The organism is Streptomyces sp. NBC_00885 (assembly GCF_045207475.1).
In the GTDB taxonomy this organism is placed as follows: Bacteria; Actinomycetota; Actinomycetes; order Streptomycetales; family Streptomycetaceae; genus Streptomyces.
The window spans coordinates 3,539,188-3,560,318 of record NZ_CP108796.1; the positions used below are offsets into that span (position 1 = coordinate 3,539,188).

A 21,131-nucleotide genomic window follows, 5' to 3' on the forward strand; every position below is an offset into this window, starting at 1 on the left:
CCCGCGGTAGCACCCCAGGAGGGTCGCCCGGAGGGCCGGGCTCCGAAAGCATGTGCCAGGCTGTGCCCGCTGGAATCGAATACGGGAGGGGATCGCGGGTGGCCGCGATGCAGCTGACACGCACGCACCGCATACTCATCGGGCTCGTCGTCACGGGCGCGGTCGTCATCGCCGCGATCGGATTCGCGGGCTCGTACGCCGCCGTGCGCGAGCTCGCCGAGAACAAGGGCTTCGGCCGCTTCTCCCTCGTCTTCCCCATCGGAATCGACGCGGGCATCTGTGTTCTGCTCGCGCTGGATCTGCTGCTGACCTGGCTGCGCATCCCCTTCCCGCTGCTGCGCCAGACCGCCTGGCTGCTGACCGTCGCGACGATCGCCTTCAACGGCGCGGCCTCGTGGCCCGACCCGCTCGGCGTCGGCATGCACGCGGTCATCCCGGTGCTGTTCGTCGTCTCGGTCGAGGCGGCGCGGCACGCGGTGGGCCGGATCGCGGACATCACGGCCGACAAGCACATGGAGGGCGTCCGGCTCACCCGCTGGCTGCTGTCCCCGATCCCCACGTTCATGCTGTGGCGCCGGATGAAGCTGTGGGAGCTGCGCAGTTACGAGCAGGTCATCAAGCTGGAGCAGGACCGGCTGATCTATCAGGCGCGCCTGCAAGCCCGCTTCGGGCGGAGCTGGAGACGCAAGGCGCCGGTCGAGTCGCTCATGCCGCTGCGCCTGGCGAAGTACGGCGTGCCGCTTGCCGAAACGGCACCGGCGGGGCTGGCCGCGGCGGGCGTTGAGCCTGCGCTGATCCCGCCGCAGCCGCAACAGCAGCAGCAACAGCCGCAGCTGCCTCGGGGCCAGGAGTGGGCGCAGAAGCCCGAGCGCGAGCGCGAGCACTACGAGCCTGAACAGTACGGGCCCGAGCAGTACGAGCAGGAACAGCAGGAGCAGTACGAGCAGGGCCCCGCCAACCACGAGAGCCCGTGGTTCGCCGCGCCTCAGGTCCCGCAGGAGGCGTACCAGGAGGCGTACGAGAGCGCCTTCAACCCGACGTACGTGGAGGGCCTGGAGCCCACCCCCGTCCGCGTCCCCGCGGGCCCGGGCCGCACCCGCCCCCTCGGCGGCATGGTCCCCGGCCAGCGTGTGGAGGGCCCTGCGCCGGAGCCCGTCCAGGAGGAGTTCCCGGAGCCGCCCGCCGACACGGAGGAGTTCAGGGAGCTGGCCTATCCGGTCTTCCAGGCGTACGTGAACCAGCACGGCGCGTTCCCGAGCGCGGAGCAGCTGGACATACACCTCACAGACGGCCACGGGGTGCGGCACCCGCGGAGCGCGGCGCTTCTGCGGCGGTTGATGCCGGAGTTCAAGAACCGGTTCCAGGCGGAGCTTGAGGCGGAGCACATCGCTTGAGCGGGATGTTCTCCCCCACCCCGCCCTCCCCCAGACTCCGTCCGGGGGGACCCCCAACCTCCCTGCGCCCGCTTCGCGGCGCGAACCGGGGGCGCTGCCCCAGACCCCGTAACCGGGGGCTCCGCCCCCAAGCCCCCATACGCCCTTCTGGGGGTCCCCTCACGCCCGCAGGGCGTAGGGGGAGTGTCCTCAAACGCCGGACGGGCTGGATGTGCGGCTCGGCCGCACATCCAGCCCCGTCGGCAGTTTGAGGCGCGGTCCCGGGATGCGAAATTCAGCCCGTCCGGCGTTTGAGGACATGCGGCCGAAGGTCGCATACGGGGTCCGGGGCGAAGCCCCGGCGGGGGCTGGGGCGGAGCCCCAGTTCGGGAAGGGGCGGGGTGGGGAACAGCCCCGCCGCAGGCGACCCCCTACGCCCCCAGCAGCTTCCGCACCCGCTCCGCCCCCACCGCCAGCAGCAGCGTCGGCAGCCTCGGCCCCGTGTCCTTGCCCACCAGCAGGTGGTACAGCAGGGCAAAGAACGTCCGCTGCGCCACCTTCAGCTCCGGCGTCGGCTTCGCGTCCGGCTCCAGGCCCGCCATCACCTTCGGCACGCCGTAGACCAGCGTCGTCAGGCCGTCCAGGGACCAGTGCGTGTCCAGGCCCTCCAGGAGCAGCCGCAGCGACTCGCGGCCCTGCTCGTCCAGCGACGAAAGCAGCTCCGTATCGGGCTCGGACCGCACGACCGTCCGCGCCTCCGCGGGGACCTGCGAGGTGATCCAGTTCTCGGCGCGGTCCAGCCGGGGCCGGGCCTCGTCCAGCGAGGACAGCGGGTTCGACGGGTCGAGGTCGCTCAGGATGCGGATCGTCTGCTCGTCGTGCCCGGCCGTGATGTCGACGACCGACGCGAGCGTGCGGTACGGCAGCGGCCGCGGCGTCCGCGGCAGCTCTCCCGCCGCCGTGCGCGCGGCGCGCGAGTACGCCGCGGCGTCCGCCGCCAGCGCGGTCCCGTCCGCGACCTTGCTCTCCAGCTTGTCCCACTCGTCGTAGAGCCGCTGGATCTCCTGGTCGAAGGCGATCTTGAAGGACTGGTTCGGCTTGCGGCGCGCGTACAGCCAGCGCAGCAGCTGCGGCTCCATGATCTTCAGCGCGTCCGCCGGCGTCGGCACGCCTCCGCGCGAGGACGACATCTTCGCCATCCCGGAGATCCCCACGAACGCGTACATGGGGCCGATCGGCTGCACTCCGTCGAAGATGTCGCGCACGATCTGCCCGCCGACGACGAACGACGACCCCGGCGAGGAGTGGTCGACACCGCTCGGCTCGAAGATCACGCCTTCGTACGCCCAGCGCATGGGCCAGTCGACCTTCCAGACCAGCTTGCCGCGGTTGAACTCGCTCAGCCGCACCGTCTCGCCGAAGCCGCACGCCGTGCAGACGTAGGTCAGCTCGGTGGTCTCGTCGTTGTACGAGGTGACGGTCGTGAGGTCCTTGTGGCACTGCCCGCAGTAGGGCTTGTACGGGAAGTAGCCCGCGGCCCCGCCGCTGCCGTCGTCCTCGGCAGCAGCGCCGGATCCCTCCGCCGCCTCCAGCTCCGCCTCCTCCAGCGGCTTCTGCGACTTCTTCGCAGGCGACTTCTTCGTGCGGTACTGGTCGAGGATCGCGTCGATCTTCGCCCGGTTCCTCATCGCGTGCAGGATCTGCTCGCGGTACACACCGGACGTGTACTGCTCGGTCTGGCTGATGCCGTCGTACTCGACGCCCAGCTCGGCCAGGGACACGGTCATCGCGGCCTTGAAGTGCTCGGCCCAGTTCGCGTACTCAGAGCCTTCCGGCGCGGGCACCGAGGTCAGCGGCTTGCCGATGTGCTCGCCCCACGAGTCGTCCACACCGGGGACGCCGGCCGGAACCTTGCGGTACCGGTCGTAGTCGTCCCAGGAGATCAGGTGCCGGACCTCGTACCCGCGCCGCCGGATCTCGTCGGCGACCAGGTGCGGGGTCATCACCTCACGCAGATTGCCCAGGTGGATCGGTCCCGAGGGCGAGAGGCCGGACGCGACGACGACCGGTTTGCCAGGCGCACGTCGCTCCGACTCGGCGATGACCTCGTCCGCGAAACGGGAGACCCAGTCGGTCTCGGTGCTGCTCTGAGCCACGATCGGCACGTCCTTGAATGCTTGGGGGTTCTCTTGGGTTCTCGACAGGCGTCGTACGCCATTGTCCCAGACGGAACGGCTCCCCCTGAGGTTGCTCATCACCGTGCTGATTCCAGGGAGAAATCCGGGGAGAAACAGGTTGCTGCCCCATGGGACACTTGACAACCGAAATAGCCCTCCCGACGAGACTCGACAAGAACGGAAGCTCATGGCCTCGGTCCCTTCCCTCGCTTCGACCGTGCAGCAGCGCCTCGCGGACGCCCTCTCGGCAGCTCTGCCGGAGGCCGGTTCCGCCGACCCCCTGCTGCGACGTAGCGACCGGGCCGACTTCCAGGCCAACGGCATCCTGGCGCTCGCGAAGAAGCTGAAGGGCAACCCGCGCGAGCTGGCGGCCAAGGTCGTCGGGGGCCTGACCGCCGGTGATCTGATCGAGGAGATCGAGGTCTCGGGCCCCGGCTTCCTCAACATCACGCTCACCGACGAGTCGATCGTGAAGACCCTCGCCGCGCGCGCCACCGACGACCGGCTCGGCGTCCCGGACGCGCAGAACCCGGGCACCACGGTCATCGACTACGCCCAGCCGAACGTGGCCAAGGAGATGCACGTCGGCCACCTGCGCTCCGCGGTGATCGGCGACGCGATGGTCCAGATCCTGGAGTTCGCGGGCGAGAAGGTGATCAGGCGCCACCACATCGGCGACTGGGGCACCCAGTACGGCATGCTCATCCAGTACCTGATCGAGCACCCGCACGAGCTGGACCACGAGGGCGCCGAGGAGGTCACCGGCGAGGAGGCCATGTCCTCCCTGAACCGCATCTACAAGGCTTCGCGCGCGCTCTTCGACTCCGACGAGGCCTTCAAGGACCGCGCCCGTAACCGGGTGGTGGACCTGCAGGCCGGGGACCCCGAGACGCGTGCCCACTGGCAGCGGTTCGTCGACGAGTCGAAGATCTACTTCTACTCGGTCTTCAACAAGCTCGACATGGAGATCCACGACGCCGACATCATCGGCGAGTCCGGCTACAACGACATGCTCGACGAGACCTGCCGGCTCCTGGAGGAGTCGGGCGTGGCGGTCCGCTCGGAGGGTGCGCTGTGCGTCTTCTTCGACGATGTGAAGGGACCGGACGGCAACCCGACCCCGCTCATCGTCCGCAAGAGCAACGGCGGTTACGGCTACGCGGCCACCGACCTCTCCGCCATCCGCGACCGGGTGCAGAACCTCAAGGCGAACACGCTCATCTATGTCGTGGACGCCCGGCAGTCCCTGCACTTCAAGATGGTCTTCGAGACCGCCCGCCGGGCGGGCTGGCTGAACGACGAGGTCAAGGCCGTCCAGCTGGCGTTCGGCACGGTGCTCGGCAAGGACGGCAAGCCCTTCAAGACCCGTGAGGGCGAGACGGTACGGCTGGTGGACCTGCTGGACGAGGCGATCGAGCGGGCGACGGCGGTCGTGCGCGAGAAGGACGTCCAGAAGCAGCTCACCGAGGAGGAGATCGCGGAGCGCGGTACGCAGGTGGGCATCGGCGCGATCAAGTACGCCGACCTGTCGACGTCGGCGGCGCGGGACTACAAGTTCGACCTGGACCAGATGGTGTCGCTGAACGGCGACACGTCCGTGTACCTGCAGTACGCGTACGCCCGTATCCAGTCGATCCTCCGGAAGGCGGGCGAGGTCAAGCCGGCCGCGCACCCGGAGCTCGAACTGGCCGCGGCGGAGCGGGCGTTGGGTCTGCACCTGGACGAGTTCGGCGAGACGCTGGCGGAGGTCGCGGGCTCGTACGAGCCGCACAAGCTGGCCGCGTACCTCTACCGGCTGGCGTCACTGTTCACGACGTTCTACGACCAGTGCCCGGTCATCAAGCCCGCGCCTGCGCGTGAGGTCGCCGAGAACCGTCTGTTGTTCTGCGACATGACGGCCCGCACGCTGCACCAGGGCATGGCGCTCCTCGGCATCCGCACCCCCGAGCGCCTCTGACCCCAGGGGCCCCTGGTACCCCCAGGGGCCCTCAGGAAGCCGACTGCTCGACCCACGCGCTCTTGTCCGGCAAGTACCCGTACTCGGTCCGTCCGTTCATCGCGCTCGTACGGAACGGCTTCCCGCCGTCGTCCATCCGCACCGTCCCCCGCCGGTCCCCGCTGCTCCAGTCGAGTTCCAGGTACCAGCTGACGTCGTGTCCCTCGGTGTGGACGTCCAGATTGAGTACCTGCGGATCGTCGGACGCGACCTTGTACGGGAAGTCCTTGGCGGGCACGACGGTGTCGCCGTCCTGCCCCGCCACGGGCTTCACCGGCGGATGCGCGGCATCCAGGTCGATGTCGAAGGTCTGCGGGGTGATGCCCCCACCGCAGCCGTAGGACATCGAGTACGCCTTCCAGTCGAGGGGTGCGCTGCGCGCAACGACCCGTACGTGCACGGCGTTCAGCACCACCGAGTCCGCCGTCTTGCCCGTCGCGGTCAGCTGAAGCAGCATGTGGCCGCCGTCCACCCCGCCCAGTGCACGGGCCCAGCTCCTGTTGTCCTGCGGCGCGGGCGGCGGCGGGACCGCGTCGGGGGCCTGGTCCAGCAAGTAGTACTGCCCACACGGCTCTTCCCAGTTGTACGAGCTGACTCCCACCCGCAGGGGTACGCCTCCGGTCGCCGGAAGTGCCTCCTGGCGGCTCGGAGCAGACGAGGGCGACGGGCTCCCGCTCGGCGAGGTGCTCGCCGAAGGGCTGCCGCTCGGCGAGACGCTGGGGGATGTGGTGCGTGGGGCGGTGGTATCTGGCGGGACACTGGCTCCGGCGACGGCGCCCGACTTCTTGCCGCCCTCGTCCCCGTCGGCCGCGTGAACGGCCACGAAGGCCGCGGGCACGGCGAGAGCGACAACGGCCCCCGCGGCAAGGGCGATTCGTATCCGGTTGCGGTCGCGGCCGCGCGGTGCGTCGGCGGCTTCGGGCGGGACCTCGGGCTCCGTGGCATCGACCGGGACCTCGGCCTCCACAGCCTGTGGAACCTCTGCCCGTGCCCGCTTCCGCGCGCCGTCCGCCAGAATCCAGTGCCGGTGCAGGTCCACCAGCTCGTCCGGTGTCGCCGCGCACAGCCGCGCGAGCCGCTCCACGGGTGCGTACTCGGTCGGGACGGCGTCACCGTTGCAGTACCGGTGCAGCGTGGACGTACTGACATGGAGCTTGCCCGCCAGCACGCCGTAGCTGCGTCCGGAGCGGTCCTTGAGTTGCCTGAGCAGGGCCGCGAACTCCTCGGCCTCTGGCGTCGCCACTGCTGTGTTCCCCCTCGTGAGCCCTGCCGACTGTCCCGGAACGCCGTCCCAGGGACGTGAAATCCGCCCAGGTCACAGTACGCGCCGCCGTTCCAGCATCCCCAATGGTTCAGGGCCTGTTGCGGCCGGAATCCGCCGCGGCCCAGCCTGTGATCGATGCGAAGCCACATCCGCGACAGCCTCATTGATGTCGTGGCGGCACTCGTACTGATCGCGGCGACCGCGATCGTCACGGCCCTCATCTGCCGCCACTGACCCAGAGACCGACCACGGGGAGAACCGAACACCATGCGCAACACCGCCGTAGCCGCCACCGCTCTGCTGGCCGCCCTCTCACTGACCGCGTGCCAGTCCGCCGACGACGACGGAAAGAAGGCCGGCGCGTCGGCCCCGGCCACGAGCGCTCCCGCGGCCGACAAGACCGGGTCCACGACCGAGGCCAAGACCCCCGCCAAGACCCCCGCCGGGGACACGGCCGAGCAGCCCACGACGGGCACCAGGCCCACCTCCGCGGGCAAGGGAATGACCGGCAGCGGCACCGACACCGGCCCCGTCACCACCGCCTGCACCGACGCGAACACCAAGGTCACCGTCACCAAGGTGAGCCGCCCCATCAACCACCTGCTGCTCACCGTCACCAACACCGGCTCCAAGGCGTGCAACGCCTACCACGCTCCGTTGCTCCGCGTCGACGAGGGCCAGGCCGTCACCCGGATCATGGACGAGAGCCGGCCGCAGGCGGTCGTCACGCTCTCCCCCAGGCAGTCCGGCTACGCGTCGATCCTCCTGTCCGCTGCCGACGGCAGCGGCGAGAACGGGCGTACGTCAAAGACCCTCGGAGTCCTCTTCGCCCCGCGCAACGGCTCCGGCTCCATCGGCAGCCCTCACGTGCTCACTCTCCCGGCGAACACGTACACCGATGACTCCGTGGCCGTCAGCTACTGGCAGAGCAGCATGTCCGACGCGCTCACGTACTGACCCGCACCGCGCACTGACGCACGCCACGCGACAGCCCCCACCGGTTCCCCGGCGGGGGCTGTCACCGCAATCCGGTCACCTCAGGGGGTGCGACATTCTGCCCGAGGCTTCGTCGATCTCCACATGAGCCTTCTGCAGCAGTTGCGAGGCGATGTCCATGAGCGCCCGCGCGCCCGAGATCTCCTCGCCGACCCGGAGCTGCTCCGGGTCGGAGTGGTGGCGCTGGGCATTACCGTGGCCGCGGATTTCCGTGCCGTCGCCAAGTCTCACCATGGCGGCCGCCCTGGTCCGGTCGCCTTCCTCCTGGAATTCCATCTCAACGTGCCATCCGACGAGTGTCTGCATGGCGGATCACCTCCAGCGGTACCTCCAGAGTGCGCCGCCGGGCCCGTGATCACCACATCACTGACCGAAATGGTGCGCACCCGACTTATTACGCTCAAGCGCTCACGGTGAACTCGCACCACACGATCTTCCCCGGATCGCGCTCGCCGACCCCCCACTTGTCGGCGAGCGCGGCCACGAGTAACAGACCCCGCCCCGACTCCTCGTCCGGCTCCCGTACCGCCGGCAGCCCGCCGCCGCTGTCGTGCACCTCGATGCGCAATGCCCCGTCCCCGTCTCCGTAGAGCCACAGCTTCAGCCGGTAGCCGCGGCCCGGTGGCACACCGTGCACGAGGGCGTTGGTGGCCAGCTCGCTCACACAGAGCAGTACGTCGTCCATACGCGCGCCGAGCCCCCAGTCGGTCACGGCCGTGCGTACGAACTCCCTGGCCGCGGGAACGGATCGTCGCTCACGGCGGTAGAACCGCTCACGCAGACAGGGCTGTTGAATCACGTCGTCCATGAGACGAGCGTCACTGACTGTGACTACGGTGGTGCAGTACGCGAGCCCGTACGGGAATTTCGTACGGGCCCGAAGTGCGTGACGTACGGACATGGGTGGGGAGTTGGACGTGTATGCACCCCAGAAAGCGGCAGCGGAAGAACGCGTCGGCGATGAAGCTCGTGGGCGCGCTGGTGGGCCGGTTCCGGGAGTTCGCCGGGCTCACACAGCGCGAACTGGCCGAGCGGGTCTGCCTGCACGAGGAGACGATCGCGTCGCTGGAGCAGGGCCGCCGCCCACTGAAACCTGACCTGGCGAGGGCGCTGGACAGGATCCTGGATACGAAGGGGGCGCTGGAGACGGCGGTGGACAACATGCCGGAGATCGATCTGATCCCGGCGTGGGCGGAGCAGTACATGGACATCGAGCGCGAGGCGATCGCGCTGTCGTTCTTCGCGAACCAGGTGCTGCCGGGTCTGCTCCAGACGGAGAATTACGCCGGAGCAGTCTTCCGCAACCGGGTCCCCACGTTCAGCGAGGAGCAAATCAACGCCCTTGTCGCTGCTCGTCTGGAACGCCAGGAGATCCTGCACCGCAAAGTCCCGCCGACGGCCTGTTTCATCCTCTCCGAAGGAATCCTGATCGACCGCCTCGGGGGCAACGCCGTGTACAAGGAGACCCTGCGCCATCTCCGCGCCTGCGCTGATCTACCGGGCTTCACGTTCCAGGTCATGCCACTGGGACGAGAGGCCCATGCCGGGCTCAATGGCCCCTTCATCCTCCTGGAAACACCTGACCACCAGCACCTCGGCTACACCGAAACGCAGCGTGGCAGCCAACTCATCTCCGACCCAGATGAGGTCAGCATTCTCGCGCAGAAGTATGCGATGCTGCGAACGCAGGCCCTCAACCCCGAGGAAACGAAGGGCCTGTTGGACCGGCTGCTAGGAGAGCAATGAGCACCGCACTTGAGTGGTTCAAGTCCAGCTACAGCAGCGAGCAAGGCGGCGCCTGCCTCGAAGTCGCCTACGCCTGGCGCAAGTCCACGTACAGCGGCGACGAAGGCGGCGAGTGCGTCGAAGTAGCCACCCACCCCGCCGCCGTCCACATCCGGGACTCCAAGAACCCCGACGGCCCCATGCTCACCCTCACCCCCGCCACCTGGGCCGCCTTCACCACCACCCTGCTCTGAGCCAAATTGTCAGTGGCGACGCATAAAGTCGCCTGCATGGTGATCAACCCGAACGCACTGGGCCTGGATCTGCCGCCCGGTGCCATGCGTGTCCAGCCGTCCCTCTGGTACGCGAACGAGCCCGCACAGCTGAATACTTGGGCGCGCCTGCTCCCCGCCCGGGAGGTGTCCGGCATGCACCCGGTGCTGCTCGTGAACGACGAGGACCGCTCCCTCACCTGGGACCGGGACCTCGATCTCGACCGTGTGTCGCACCCGGACGACTACGACGTCGAAGAGGTCCTGACGGCCCTGTGGGACTACGACATGGCGGAGAACGAGGCCGAGGACGACGCGGACACCATCGCCCCGTTCACATCCGAGTGGCCGGGCCTCGCCCCCGCCGGCGAGCGGGTGGCCGACGCCGACGTCACGGCCGCCCGGGTCGCGGGCGAGCTGATGAAGGCCGGCCGGCTGCCCGGCGCCCGGGCCGGACTGATTCCCGTACGCCGCAGCGCGGACATCCCCAGCGCGCTGGGCTGGGCCGCCGCGGGCAACCACTACGACACGGGCCCGCTGTCCACCATCCTGCGCTCCTGGGAGGACCGCTTCGGACTGCGCGTCGTCGCGCTCCACTTCGACCGCCTGGACGTGTCCGTCGCAGCGCCGCCCAGCACGATGACGGATGCGCTCGCCGTGGCCGCCGAGCACCACGCGTTCTGCCCGGACAACATCCGGCAGGGGTACGACACCATCCGCGAGTACGCGGCGGAGGGCCTGCTGGGGAAGCAGCACTGGACGTTCTGGTGGGACTGACCGCTGGAGCGTTTTTCGGCTGACCCCAATTCGCATTGGTCTATACCTTGACTTGATCACGTCAAGCACGCTTCAGTGAGTTGCACAACCCCCCACCACGGCACGGCCGTTGCGTGCTAAGGAGTGATCGCGTGCTGAGACGACACCGCATCATGGCGTTGCTGATCGCCATCCTCGTAGGAAGCGGACTGGCGGCGGTATTCATGCCCGCCGCCACCGCCGCCACCGCGGACGCCTGCACCTCCGCGCCGAACTGGTCGGCCGGTACCTGGTACGGCACTGGCAACGTTGTCAGATACACGGACGGCAAGTACTACATAGCCGAGCACGACAACCCGGGCTACGACCCGACGATCAGCACCTGGTACTGGGACCCGTACAGCTGCAGCGGCGGCGGGGACCCGTCCCCGTCGGGCTTCGTCGTGAGCGAGTCGCAGTTCAACCAGATGTTCCCGAACCGGAATTCGTTCTACACGTACAGCGGGCTGAAGGCCGCGCTGAGCGCGTACCCGGGCTTCGCGAACACGGGCAGCGACACGGTCAAGAAGCAGGAGGCCGCGGCCTTCCTGGCGAATGTGAGCCACGAGACGGGCGGTCTGGTCCACATCGTGGAGCAGAACCAGGCCAACTACCCGCACTACTGCGACTGGAGCCAGCCGTATGGCTGCCCCGCGGGCCAGGCGGCGTACTACGGCCGCGGTCCGATCCAGCTCAGCTGGAACTTCAACTACAAGGCGGCGGGCGACGCGCTCGGCATCGATCTGCTGGGCAACCCCTGGCTTGTGCAGAACGACGCGGCCGTGGCCTGGAAGACCGGCCTCTGGTACTGGAACACCCAGAACGGCCCGGGCACGATGACCCCGCACAACGCGATGGTCAACCAGGCGGGCTTCGGCCAGACCATCCGCTCGATCAACGGCTCGCTGGAATGCGACGGCAGGAACCCGGCGCAGGTCCAGAGCCGGGTGAACAGCTACACGCAGTTCACGCAGATCCTGGGCGTGCCGACAGGCTCCAACCTGTACTGCTGACACCGCCCCCCACACGACCGCGGGCCGGGAGCGATTCCCCCGGCCCGCGGTCAGCCATGTGAGCCCCATTTCGCGCCACAGGAACTGTCGCCACTCCCTGTTCATGCGCCCCTGGGCAACCGACAGGTTCTTCTCCCCGTCCTCCGGGAACGAGAGGCATCCGGGCCCAACCGGGCGCCGCGGTCGGGGGGTTGAGGAGAGAGAAGTTGATACGTGCCCGGAGAACATGGGCCACCGCGATAGCGGTGCTCACCGTGGCGGGGGTGTCCCCGGCCGTGGCTTACGCCCAGCCCAAGCCACCTGAGGTCCGGTCCGCCGCGGCGGCGGCGAACAACGACGACGCCCTGCCGCCCGGCTGGCAGATCACGAACACCGAGGGGGAACAGGCGCTGGAGTGGCGTTCCCCGCGCCCGGTGCCGACGGGCGACGCGCGCGTGGAGTTCCACGCCGGCGGCAAGCTGGTCGGCGTGCCCGAGCCGGACGAGGACGGCCGGACCTTCCGGCTGCCCCTCGACGACGCACGCACAGCGGATCTGGCGGACCTCCAGGTGCTGGCGGCCGGCCGACGGCTGGACCAGAAGGCCGACAGCGCCCGTGACCGGCGCTCGCCGTCCGCGGCCAAACCGCCCGCCACGCTCCCGGCCGGCTCCGTCGACCCCGGCAAGCCGGGCACGTACCGCACGGTCACCGGCGAGTACGCGCTCGACCCGGTCCGCCTACCCGGCCTCTCCGCGCCCGTCGAGATGCGCGGCGTCGTCGTCGCACCGAAGGACGCCAAGGGCAAGCGTCCGATCGCACTGTTCCTGCACGGCCGGCATGCCACGTGTTACGTCCCGGGCAGCGACGAGCCGAACATCGACTGGCCGTGCGCCAAGGGCGCCAAACCGATCCCGAGCCACCGGGGCTACCTGCGCGACCAGGAACTGCTGGCCTCCCAGGGCTATGTGACCGTGTCGATCTCCGCCAACGGCATCAACGGCCAGGACGGGGACATCGAGGACGCCGGCGCGCAGGCGCGCTCCTCCCTGGTGCGCACCCACCTTGGCCGGTGGGCCGACTGGGCCGCCAAGCCGTCCGCCGCGCCCGCGGCCGTGCGCGAGGCGCCGAAGGCCGACCTGTCCCGCGTCCTGCTCGTCGGGCACTCGCGCGGCGGCGAGGGCGTCAACCGTGCCGCCATGGACAGCCTGTACCCGCCCCTGCCCGCCCAGGACGGCTACCGGGGGAAGGTGCGCTGGAACATCCGCGGGACCGTTCTCATCGGGCCGACGATCTTCGGCCAGAACCCCGTGCCCGACGTGCCTTCACTGACGATCCTTCCGGGCTGCGACGGCGACGTTTCCGACCTCCAGGGCCAGGTGTACGCCGACGGCACCCGCGGGGTCAGCACGGGCAAGGCCCTGCACAGCTCCGTCTACCTGGTCGGCGCCAACCACAACTTCTTCAACACCGAGTGGACGCCCGGCCAGGCCCAGGCACCCTCCTCCGACGACTTCGGTGCGGACCCCGAGCGGCCGGACCCGGTGTGCTCGCCGGGCACCGCGACCCGGCTGACGGCCGACCAGCAGCACCGGGCAGGGGCCACCTACATCGCCGCCGCGGCCCGGCTGTTCGTCGCCGGTGACGACCGGGTGCGCGAGCTGGTCGACGGCTCGGACCGCCGGGCCCCCTCCGCCGACCCCGCGCGGGTGCTGACGCACGCGGTGGGCGCGAGCCGCGGGGCCGGGTTCCTGCCCGACGGCTCCGTGAAGGTGACCGGCGGACGGCTGTGCTCCGCGATCGATCCCGACCCGCGCGTCGCCTGCCTGGACTCGGCGGCGGGCGGCTCCTCGCCGCACTTCGCGTATTGGCAGCCGGAGCGCGAGACCGGTCGCCGGGCGGTGGCCCTGCGCTGGAAAACGCCGGGCTCGGCGGTGACAGTGCGCCCCGCGAAGCCGCTCTCCGTCAAGGACGCCAAGAACCTCGCGCTGCGTGTCTTCGTGCCGCCGAACTCCACCGGCACACAGCTCGACGTGTCCGTCACCGACGCCTCGGGCAAGCGGGCGAACCTCGGCCGCGTACGGGTGGACGGCCTGCCGGGCAGCGACCGCACCTCCTCCTACTGGGCGCGCGAGGTGCGCGTACCCCTCACCGCCGCCACCCGCGCCGGCCTCGACCTGCGCCGCATCGCCTCCCTGGAGCTGACCCCGCGCACCCGCTCCGGGCAGGCGTGGCTGATGGACGCCTGGGCGTGGAGCCCCGGCACACCCGCAGCGCAGGAGGCGCCACTGATCCGCGTCGACCTCGGCCGCCTGAAGGTCAAGGAGGGCGACTCGGGCGTCCGCACGTACCGGGTGCCCGTCCGCGCGTCCGGGAAGGGCAGCGGCACGGTCCGGCTGTACGTCCTCGACCCGGTCACCGGCAAGGCGAAGGACCGGCTGGTGACGGTGCGGCCCGGCGGGGGCATCGACGTTTCGGTGCAGGTGAAGGGCAACAAGCGGTACGCCTGGGACGTGTCCCACGACCTGCTCGTGAAGGCGGTGCGCGGGACCGTCGTCGGCTCGCACTCCGGAGGGGTCATCGCCGAGAACGACGACCCGATGCCCAAGATCACCGTCAAGCCGGTCGCCGGCAAGGTGACCGAGGGGCAGCCCCTGAAGTGGCAGGTCGCCCTGTCGGCGCCCGCCGACGTGGAGATCACGAGCACGCTGACGTTCGTCCCCGTCCCGGACCGCCGCGAGCTGTCCACGGCGGATGTCGACCGGCAGTGGCTGCTCGACCTGATCGGCCACGTCCCGAACGGTGAAGTCCCCCTGTCCCGGCTGGAACAGGCCAACCTGTGGGCCTCGGTACCGGCCGGGAAGACCAGCGCCGAGGTGACCGTACCCACGGTCCGCGACCAGCTGGCCGAGCCGACGGAGTACATGGGCATCCAGTCCACCGACGACGAGGGCAAGCCGCAGGGCCCGGTCTTGACCGGCACGGTACTCAACGCGCCGTAGGCGCGAACGCATTGGTCACGCGGGCGGGAGCCGACACCTTCGGTTCCCGCCCGCGTGTGCGTCTCTCGTCAGCGACCTGCGCCGAGCCCCTGCGCGACCTCGGTCGCCCAGTAGGTGAGGATCATGTCCGCACCGGCCCGCTTGATGCCCAGCAGCGCCTCGGCGATCGCCTTGTCCCGGTCGATCCAGCCCTTCTCGGCGGCGGCCTCGATCATCGCGTACTCACCGCTGATCTGGTACGCGGCGACCGGCACGTCGACGGACTCGGCGACCTTCGCCAGCACGTCGAGGTAGGGCCCCGCGGGCTTGACCATGACCATGTCGGCACCCTCTTCGAGGTCCAGCGCCAACTCCCGCAGGGACTCCCGGACATTGGCGGGGTCCTGCTGGTAGGTCTTGCGGTCGCCGCTGAGGGAGGAGCCGACGGCCTCGCGGAAGGGCCCGTAGAAGGCCGACGAGTACTTCACCGTGTACGCGAGGATCGACACGTCCTCGTGGCCGGTCTGGTCCAGCGCGTCGCGGACGACGCCGACCTGGCCGTCCATCATGCCGCTGGGGCCGACGACATGAACGCCCGCGTCGGCCTGCACCTGGGCCATCTCGGCGTACCGCTCAAGGGTGGCGTCGTTGTCGACGCGGCCGTCGGCGTCCAGGACGCCGCAGTGGCCGTGATCGGTGTACTCGTCCAGACACAGGTCCGACATGATGACGAGCTCGTCCCCGACCTCGGCCTTCACGTCCCTGATCGCGACCTGCAGAATCCCGTCCGGGTCCGTCCCCGCGGTCCCCGCGCCGTCCTTCTTCGCGTCGTCCGGCACCCCGAACAGCATGATCCCGGCGACGCCCGCCTCCAGCGCCTCGACGGCTGCCTTACGCAGGGTGTCGCGGCTGTGCTGCACGACGCCGGGCATGGCGCTGATCGGCACGGGCTCGTGGATGCCCTCCCGGACGAAGGCGGGAAGGATCAGATCGGCGGGGTGAAGGCGAGTCTCAGCGACCATGCGGCGCATGGCGGGGGTGGTGCGCAGCCGCCGTGGCCGCGCGCCGGGAAAGGATCCGTACGCAGTCATAGGGGAACGGTACGCCCGTCGCGGGGGCGCACGTACCGACAGCCCGTCGGCGGGGGCGGTGCCGCTGCGCGGGGTGTGTTCCCCACCCCGCAGGCTCCGCCCCGAACCCCAAACGCCGGACGGGCTGAATTTCGCGCCCGGGACCGCGCCTCAATCGCCGGCGAGGCTGGAATGTACGGCTCGGCCGCACATTCCAGCCCGTCCGGCGTTTGAGGACACGCCCGAAGGGCGTATGGGGGCTTGGGGGCGGAGCCCCCGGTTACGGGGTCTGGGGCAGCGCCCCAGTTACGGGAAGGGGCGGGGTGGGGGAACAAACCCCCGCCCCGCCCCGCGAAACCCGTACCGCAGCCCGCCAGGGCTACGTCGTCCGCCGACGCCGTCCGCCAGGACGCCGCTCGCTCGGCCGCGTCACATGCTCCCCCGCCTCCAGCGCCGCCGTCCTCCGCCGCGCCCCGAATTCCGCGAGCGCCTCCGCGAGCTTGTGCACCGACGGCTCGGGGGACAGTACGTCCACCCGCAGCCCGTGCTCCTCCGCGGTCTTCGCGGTCGCAGGACCGATGCACGCGATCACGGTCACGTTGTGCGGCTTTCCGGCGATGCCGACCAGGTTCCGCACCGTCGACGACGACGTGAAGAGAACGGCGTCGAAGCCGCCGCCCTTGATCGCCTCGCGCGTGTCCGCCGGCGGCGGCGACGCCCGCACGGTCCGGTAGGCCGTGACGTCGTCGACCTCCCAGCCGAGTTCGATCAGGCCCGCGACCAGCGTCTCGGTCGCGATGTCGGCCCGCGGCAGGAAGACCCGGTCGATCGGGTCGAAGACGGGGTCATACGGCGGCCAGTCCTCCAGGAGACCGGCCGCGGACTGCTCACCGCTCGGTACGAGGTCCGGCTTCACGCCGAAGTCCACCAGTGAGGCCGCGGTCTGCTCCCCCACCGCCGCGACCTTGATCCCCGCGAAGGCCCGCGCGTCGAGCCCGTATTCCTCGAACTTCTCCCGCACCGCCTTCACGGCGTTCACCGAGGTGAAGGCGATCCACTCGTAGCGGCCCGTCACCAGGCCCTTGACCGCGCGTTCCATCTGCTGCGGCGTCCGCGGCGGCTCGACGGCGATCGTCGGAACCTCGTGCGGCACCGCGCCGTACGAACGAAGCTGGTCGGAGAGCGACGCCGCCTGCTCCTTGGTCCGCGGCACGAGCACCTTCCAGCCGAACAGCGGCTTGGACTCGAACCACGCGAGCTGGTCGCGCTGAGCAGCGGCACTGCGCTCACCGACCACGGCTATGACGGACTGGTGGCCGTCGGGCGAGGGCAGCACCTTCGCCTGCTTCAGGGTCTGGGCGATCGTGCCGAGCGTCGCGGTCCAGGTGCGCTGCCGCGTCGTGGTACCGGCGACGGTGACGGTCAGCGGGGTGTCGGGCTTGCGGCCCGCGGCCACCAGCTCGCCCGCCGCCGCGGCGACCGTCTCCAGTGTCGTGGAGACGACGACCGTGCCGTCGCTCGCGCCGACCTCGGTCCAGCAACGCTCGCTCGCGGTGCGGGCGTCGACGAAGCGGACGTCCGTACCCTGCGCGTCGCGCAGCGGCACACCGGCGTACGCGGGCACACCCACCGCGGTGGCGACACCGGGCACGACCTCGAAGGGAATCCCCTCCGCGGCGCAGGCGAGCATCTCCTGACCTGCGTCGGTGTCCAGGCCGGGATCGCCGGTCACCGCACGGACGACCCGCTTGCCGTGGCGCGCGGCCTCCATGACAAGATTGGCCGCATCCCTGAGGACGGGGATTCCGGCGGCTGTTGACGCGTCGTCAACAACCGTCAGTTCAGGCGTGCTTACATTCGCCCGCGCATGGCTGCGTACGACGTCGAGCACATCCGGTTCGGCGATCAGTACGTCCGCTCCCGCGAGCGCTTCGACGGCGCGCAGTGTCAGCAGTCCGGGGTCGCCGGGACCGGCGCCGAGGAAAGTGACGTGCCCGTGTGCCGAGAGCGTCGAGGATGCGTTGTTGGTGGGGCTGGTGGGGCTCAAAGTGCTCGCTCCCCCATAAGACCGGCCGCACCCTTGGCGAGCATCTCGGACGCGAGTTCGCGACCGAGCGCGATGGCGTCGCCGTGCGACGTGGGTACGGGACCGGTGGTGGACAGCTGCACCAGCGTGGAGCCGTCGGTCGTGCCGACGACGCCGCGCAGGCGCATTTCGGTGACAACCTGTCCGTCGGCCAGCAGGTCGGCCAGCGCACCCACAGGTGCGGAGCAGCCGGCCTCCAGGGCGGCGAGCAGGGAACGCTCGGCGGTCACGGCGGCCCGGGTGTGCGGGTCGTCGAGCTCGGCGAGCGCGGCGGCGAGGTCCGCGTTGACCGCGGCACACTCGATCGCCAGTGCCCCCTGGCCGGGGGCGGGCAGGACGAAGTCGACCGACAGGAAGTCGGTGACCTCGTCGGTCCTGCCGAGGCGGTTGAGCCCGGCCGCGGCAAGCACCACGGCGTCCAGCTCTCCGCTGCGTACGTATCCGATCCGGGTGTCGACGTTGCCGCGGATCGGCACGGTCTCGATGCTCAGGCCGTGCGAGCGGGCGTACGCGTTGAGCTGCGCCATGCGGCGCGGCGAACCGGTGCCGATCCGGGCAGCCCCCCTTGGGGAAGGAGCAGCCAGCCGGTCGAAGGTCAGCCCGTCGCGGGCCACGAGCGCGTCCCGCGGGTCCTCGCGCAGCGGCACGGCCGCCAGCGTCAGGTCCTCGGGCTGCGCGGTGGGCAGGTCCTTCAGGGAGTGGACGGCGAAGTCGACGTCACCCCGCAGCAGGGCGTCCCGCAGGGCGGTGACGAAGACCCCCGTACCGCCGATCTGCGCGAGATGCTCACGGGAGGTGTCTCCGTACGTGGTGATCTCGACGAGCTCGACGGCACGGCCGGTCAACCGGCGCACCGCCTCAGCCACTTGCCCGGACTGGGCCATGGCCAGCGCGCTGCGCCTGGTCCCGAGCCTCAAGGCCCTCTCGGTCATACTCGCCCTCGATTCGGGTCATTCATGTCGGCCCGGCTGACGGATGCGACCGTCTCCGGGTCGAGGTCGAAGAGTGTCCGCAGCGCGTCCGCGTACCCGGCGCCGCCGGGCTCGCTGGCCAGCTGCTTGACCCGCACGGTGGGCGCGTGCAGGAGCTTGTCGACGACGCGGCGCACGGTCTGGTTGATCTCGGCGCGCTGCTTCTCGTCGAGACCGGTCAACCGGCCCTCCAGGCGCGCCATCTCACCGGCGACCACATCGGCGGCCATCGTGCGCAGGGCGACGACGGTGGGAGTGATGTGCGCGGCGCGCTGGGCCGCGCCGAAGGCGGCGACCTCGTCGGAGACGATGCGCCGCACCTGGTCCACGTCGGCGGCCATGGGAGCGTCGGCGGAGGCCTCGGCGAGCGACTCGATGTCGACGAGCCGCACACCGGCGAGGCGGTGGACGGCGCCGTCGATGTCCCGCGGCATGGCGAGATCGAGCAGCGCGATCCGTACGTCGCCGTTGGCCCGCGTAGTCCGGGTGCCGGAAGCGGTGCGGATGGTCCGTCCCGCGTTGTCGACCCAGGCCGCGTGCTGCGCAGCTTCGTCGGCGTGCCGGTCGTTCAGCCCCACCGGGCAGGCATCGGCGAATTCCGGCCCCGCCGGCGTTTGAGGCGCCGGGTCCGGGGCGGAGACCGCCGCGTCCGTACCGGTGTTACTCACACCCGTGTCGCCGAACGACGTGCCCGCGAGCGACTTGTCGGCCACGCGGCCGTCCCGCGCCGCCGCCGCGGCAAGGCGCGCCACCAGGCTGCCGTCCGGCGCGCGCAGGCTGTCGCCCGCACCCGCGTCCGGAGCGGAGGGCGCCACCGCGAGGGCCGCCGCGATCGACTCGGCCGTCAGGACAAGACCCGTCGCACCGGTGCACGACACCACGGCGTCGGCACGTGTCAGCTCATCGTCGAGGCCGTCCATCGCGACCGCGCGCGCCGTCACCCCGCCCGGCTCGCCCAGCGCCGCGGCCAGTCGCTCCGCACGCTCCAGCGTCCGGTTGGCGATGACCAGTTCACGTACACGCAGGCGCGCGAGCGTCGTCGCGGCGAGCGAGGACATCGAGCCGGCGCCGATCACCAGCACCCGCTTGTCCGCGGCCCACTCCTCGACGTCCGCGCCGTCCGCGAGCTGCTCCAGTCCGAAGGTGACGAGCGACTGCCCGGCCCGGTCGATCCCGGTCTCGCTGTGCGCGCGCTTGCCGACGCGCAGCGCCTGCTGGAAGAGGTCGTTGATCAGGCGGCCCGCGGTGTGCAGCTCCTGCCCGAGCGCGAGGGCGTCCTTGATCTGCCCGAGGATCTGGCCCTCGCCGACGACCATGGAGTCAAGTCCGCAGGCCACCGAGAAGAGGTGGTGGACGGCCCGGTCCTCGTAGTGCACGTAGAGATAAGGAGTGAGCTCCTCGAGCCCGACGCCGCTGTGCTGCGCGAGCAGCGTGGACAGCTCGGCGACACCCGCGTGGAACTTGTCCACGTCCGCGTACAGCTCGATGCGGTTGCACGTGGCCAGCACAGCCGCCTCGGTGGCGGGCTCCGCGGCCAGCGTGTCCTGGAGCAGCTTGATCTGCGCGTCCGCGGACAGCGAGGCCCGCTCCAGCACGCTCACCGGCGCACTGCGGTGGCTCAGTCCGACGACCAGAAGGCTCATGCCGGCATCACGGCGGGCATGTCCCCGTCCGGTCCCTTCCGGCCTGCCGCGGCCTCGGCCTCCTCGCCGGCCTTCCGCTGCTCGTGGAAGGCGAGGATCTGCAGCTCGATCGAGAGGTCGACCTTGCGCACATCGACGCCGTCGGGCACGGAGAGGACGGTGGGGGCGAAGTTGAGGATGGAGGTGACACCGGCGGCGATCAGGCGCTCGCACACCTGCTGCGCGGCACCGGCGGGCGTCGAGATGACGCCGATGGACACCCCGTTGTCGCTGATGATCTTCTCGAGTTCGTCGGTGTGCTGGACCGGAATCCCGGCGACCGGCTTTCCGGCCATGGTGGGGTCGGCGTCGATGAGCGCGGCGACCCGGAAGCCACGGGAGGCGAACCCGCCGTAGTTGGCGAGCGCGGCGCCGAGGTTACCGATACCGACGATGACAACCGGCCAGTCCTGCGTGAGGCCGAGCTCACGGGAGATCTGGTAGACGAGGTACTCCACGTCGTAGCCGACGCCCCGCGTCCCGTAGGAGCCGAGGTAGGAGAAGTCCTTGCGCAGCTTCGCGGAGTTGACCCCGGCGGCGGCCGCGAGCTCCTCGGAGGAGACCGTGGGTACGGACCGCTCGGACAGCGCGGTCAGTGCGCGCAGGTACAGCGGAAGACGGGCGACGGTGGCCTCGGGGATTCCTCGGCTACGGGTCGCCGGTCGGTGATTTCGGCCAGTTGCCACGGTGCTCCTGCGGGATGAGCGAGGCTGCAGGCGGCCAGACGTCCAAGGACCGCCCCGTCGAATGCAGG

Annotated in this window: 17 protein-coding genes; 8 read left to right on the plus strand and 9 right to left on the minus strand. The window is 70.3% G+C overall.

The window, feature by feature from the left end; all coding sequences use genetic code 11:
* Window positions 1-98: 98 nt before the first annotated feature.
* Window positions 99-1,394 carry a DUF2637 domain-containing protein gene (locus OHA61_RS15835; RefSeq protein ID WP_406303558.1) on the plus strand — a complete coding sequence of 432 codons (1,296 nt, stop codon included), beginning with the start codon at window positions 99-101 and terminating at the stop codon, window positions 1,392-1,394.
* Between the two features lie 410 nt (window positions 1,395-1,804).
* Here the strand turns inward: OHA61_RS15835 and lysS are convergent, their stop codons facing one another.
* Window positions 1,805-3,538 (minus strand): lysine--tRNA ligase, encoded by a 1,734-nt coding sequence (gene lysS / locus OHA61_RS15840; protein ID WP_406303559.1) that lies wholly within the window; start codon window positions 3,536-3,538, stop codon window positions 1,805-1,807.
* 199 nt (window positions 3,539-3,737) lie between these two features.
* On the opposite strand from lysS, the gene argS reads away from it, so the two are divergent.
* A complete protein-coding gene (argS, locus tag OHA61_RS15845) occupies window positions 3,738-5,507 on the plus strand; it encodes an arginine--tRNA ligase (protein ID WP_406303560.1) in 1,770 nt (589 codons plus the stop codon).
* Between the two features lie 31 nt (window positions 5,508-5,538).
* On the opposite strand, the gene OHA61_RS15850 is transcribed toward argS, so the two are convergent.
* Window positions 5,539-6,789, minus strand: a complete 1,251-nt coding sequence (locus tag OHA61_RS15850; protein WP_406303561.1) for a helix-turn-helix domain-containing protein — start codon at window positions 6,787-6,789, stop codon at window positions 5,539-5,541.
* Window positions 6,790-7,077: 288 nt separating this feature from the next.
* Between OHA61_RS15850 and OHA61_RS15855 the strand changes: the two genes are divergently transcribed.
* On the plus strand, window positions 7,078-7,767 hold the full coding sequence (locus OHA61_RS15855) for a DUF4232 domain-containing protein (protein ID WP_406303562.1): 690 nt from the start codon (window positions 7,078-7,080) through the stop codon (window positions 7,765-7,767).
* A 75-nt stretch (window positions 7,768-7,842) separates the two neighbouring features.
* Here the strand turns inward: OHA61_RS15855 and OHA61_RS15860 are convergent, their stop codons facing one another.
* Both OHA61_RS15860 and OHA61_RS15865 read right to left on the minus strand, forming a co-directional pair.
* Entirely contained in the window at window positions 7,843-8,112 is a 270-nt protein-coding gene (locus tag OHA61_RS15860; protein ID WP_266479515.1) for a DUF1876 domain-containing protein, read from the minus strand.
* A 94-nt stretch (window positions 8,113-8,206) separates the two neighbouring features.
* Window positions 8,207-8,614, minus strand: a complete 408-nt coding sequence (locus OHA61_RS15865; RefSeq protein ID WP_406303563.1) for an ATP-binding protein — start codon at window positions 8,612-8,614, stop codon at window positions 8,207-8,209.
* Between the two features lie 152 nt (window positions 8,615-8,766).
* Between OHA61_RS15865 and OHA61_RS15870 the strand changes: the two genes are divergently transcribed.
* From OHA61_RS15870 to OHA61_RS15890, 5 genes are all read left to right on the plus strand, one after another.
* Window positions 8,767-9,552 carry a Scr1 family TA system antitoxin-like transcriptional regulator gene (locus OHA61_RS15870; RefSeq protein WP_406307376.1) on the plus strand — a complete coding sequence of 262 codons (786 nt, stop codon included), beginning with the start codon at window positions 8,767-8,769 and terminating at the stop codon, window positions 9,550-9,552.
* Entirely contained in the window at window positions 9,549-9,785 is a 237-nt protein-coding gene (locus tag OHA61_RS15875) for a DUF397 domain-containing protein (protein ID WP_328671811.1), read from the plus strand. The genes OHA61_RS15870 and OHA61_RS15875 overlap by 4 nt, the downstream gene beginning before the upstream one ends.
* Before the next feature lie 36 nt (window positions 9,786-9,821).
* A complete protein-coding gene (locus OHA61_RS15880; protein ID WP_406303564.1) occupies window positions 9,822-10,580 on the plus strand; it encodes a DUF4253 domain-containing protein in 759 nt (252 codons plus the stop codon).
* 134 nt (window positions 10,581-10,714) lie between these two features.
* On the plus strand, window positions 10,715-11,611 hold the full coding sequence (locus OHA61_RS15885) for a glycoside hydrolase family 19 protein (RefSeq protein ID WP_406307377.1): 897 nt from the start codon (window positions 10,715-10,717) through the stop codon (window positions 11,609-11,611).
* Between the two features lie 206 nt (window positions 11,612-11,817).
* Window positions 11,818-14,589: an alpha/beta hydrolase family protein gene (locus OHA61_RS15890; RefSeq protein ID WP_406303565.1), complete on the plus strand. Its 2,772-nt coding sequence runs from the start codon at window positions 11,818-11,820 to the stop codon at window positions 14,587-14,589.
* Window positions 14,590-14,657: 68 nt separating this feature from the next.
* Here OHA61_RS15890 and hemB read toward each other — a convergent pair whose 3' ends face one another.
* From hemB to OHA61_RS15915, 5 genes are all read right to left on the minus strand, one after another.
* Window positions 14,658-15,659 carry a porphobilinogen synthase gene (gene hemB / locus OHA61_RS15895; RefSeq protein WP_406303566.1) on the minus strand — a complete coding sequence of 334 codons (1,002 nt, stop codon included), beginning with the start codon at window positions 15,657-15,659 and terminating at the stop codon, window positions 14,658-14,660.
* A gap of 358 nt (window positions 15,660-16,017) precedes the next feature.
* Window positions 16,018-17,685, minus strand: coding sequence for a uroporphyrinogen-III synthase (locus OHA61_RS15900; RefSeq protein ID WP_406303567.1), 1,668 nt, complete (start codon window positions 17,683-17,685; stop codon window positions 16,018-16,020).
* Window positions 17,682-18,656: a hydroxymethylbilane synthase gene (gene hemC, locus OHA61_RS15905; protein ID WP_406303568.1), complete on the minus strand. Its 975-nt coding sequence runs from the start codon at window positions 18,654-18,656 to the stop codon at window positions 17,682-17,684. Before hemC ends, OHA61_RS15900 begins: the two co-directional genes overlap by 4 nt.
* The gene (locus OHA61_RS15910; RefSeq protein WP_406303569.1) at window positions 18,653-20,338 is read right to left on the minus strand and encodes a glutamyl-tRNA reductase; all 1,686 of its coding nucleotides are present in this window, start codon (window positions 20,336-20,338) and stop codon (window positions 18,653-18,655) included. Before OHA61_RS15910 ends, hemC begins: the two co-directional genes overlap by 4 nt.
* Entirely contained in the window at window positions 20,335-21,063 is a 729-nt protein-coding gene (locus OHA61_RS15915; protein WP_142214354.1) for a redox-sensing transcriptional repressor Rex, read from the minus strand. Before OHA61_RS15915 ends, OHA61_RS15910 begins: the two co-directional genes overlap by 4 nt.
* Window positions 21,064-21,131 lie beyond the last annotated feature (68 nt).